The following is a 1290-nucleotide window of genomic DNA, read 5'->3' on the forward strand; positions in this document are numbered from 1 at the left end:
TGATGGCCTGTTAAGAAAAGGATTGACTGTATTAAAACTAAGTACATAGTCTTTTACTATAATAAGTGAGGGATAAAAATTGAAACAAAAAAGACCAAATATACCAAACTTACCTAATATTACATTACCAGTTACTTCCCCAACACTTTTACCACCTGTACCTCCGCCGACACCACCAACACCACCAACACCAATACCAACTCCAACAAAATGTGATCCATGTATTCCAATTGATCTATGTGGTAATATTTTGATTCAAGATAATCTTGAAAAACCAGTTGAACTGTGGAGTTTAGGTGGAAATTTAACGGCTATAGCAACCATTTCAGTTTATAATAGCGAAGGCAGTACTGGACCAATTACAATCGAAGTAAGTAGCAATATTTGCCATATAATTTCCGTGTTACCAGGTAATACGAGTAGCTATACTAGTCAATATATAAAATCGGTGACCATACTTCAATCAGGTCAATCTCCAATCTATTTAGAAGGTAAATATTGTATAGCTGGTAAAATTATTGAAAAATAATAAACACATATTAGATAAACATGAGCTTATTGCATAATCGCATTAAGTTTTTTTTATATCCAAAAAATAGGCGTACTTAAATAAATCACTTAACATATGATTTAAAGAGTAGTATGGTTAGTTACATGAGTAACTAACTGAATAACTAACTAACCGGAAAGGAAGGTGCTAATGAAACCGACATTAGATGAATCACAACCAATATTTCAACAAATTGCGGTGATGATTATGGACGAAATTATAGATGGAAGAATTAAAGAGGGTGAACAAGTGCCTTCAACAAATGAATTATCTCGCTTTTTTAATATTAATCCTGCAACTGCAAGGAAAGGTCTTCAAGCATTAGTTGATAAGGAATTAATTTTTAAACAAAGAGGTGTAGGTATGTTTGTTTCTACAGGAGCAAAAGAAAAGTTACTTTTAGATCGAAAACAGCAGTTTTATGAAGATTATGTTGCACCTTTACTTAAAGAAGCTGAGAGAATTCATTTAAATGAAGAAATGGTAATTGAATTAATAAAGAGAAAAAACGACTCTAATTAGGAGGGGTATAAATTGATCGAAATTAAAAATTTAACATATAGCTATAATCATACACCAGTTTTAACGGATTTTAATTTAATTGAAACAGAACCGAGTATTATTGCATTATGGGGAAGAAATGGTACAGGAAAAACAACTTTGATGAGTTTAGTTGCTGGCCACTATAAACCAAACCAAGGTTCCATAAAAGTCTTAGGAGAAGAACCTTATAATAATTT

Annotated in this window: 3 protein-coding genes; all 3 read left to right on the forward strand. The window is 31.7% G+C overall.

What is annotated here, in order from left to right; all coding sequences use genetic code 11:
* Positions 1-79: 79 nt before the first annotated feature.
* Positions 80-529 (forward strand): S-Ena type endospore appendage, encoded by a 450-nt coding sequence (locus CN514_RS24705; RefSeq protein WP_098234822.1) that lies wholly within the window; start codon positions 80-82, stop codon positions 527-529.
* Positions 530-700: 171 nt separating this feature from the next.
* Complete coding sequence (locus CN514_RS24710) at positions 701-1072, forward strand: GntR family transcriptional regulator (RefSeq protein WP_098234823.1); 372 nt, start codon at positions 701-703, stop codon at positions 1070-1072.
* A gap of 12 nt (positions 1073-1084) precedes the next feature.
* Positions 1085-1290 (forward strand): ATP-binding cassette domain-containing protein (locus tag CN514_RS24715; RefSeq protein ID WP_141529530.1); only part of this gene is annotated, 206 nt, incomplete at its 3' end.

The sequence above is a fragment of the Bacillus sp. AFS001701 genome (assembly GCF_002559405.1).
Classification (GTDB): Bacteria; Bacillota; Bacilli; order Bacillales; family Bacillaceae_G; genus Gottfriedia.

Excerpts from the sequence above, each read along its gene's own strand:
- CN514_RS24710 (WP_098234823.1), top strand. The coding sequence starts at position 701 with ATGAAACCGACATTAGATGAATCACAACCAATATTTCAACAAATTGCG.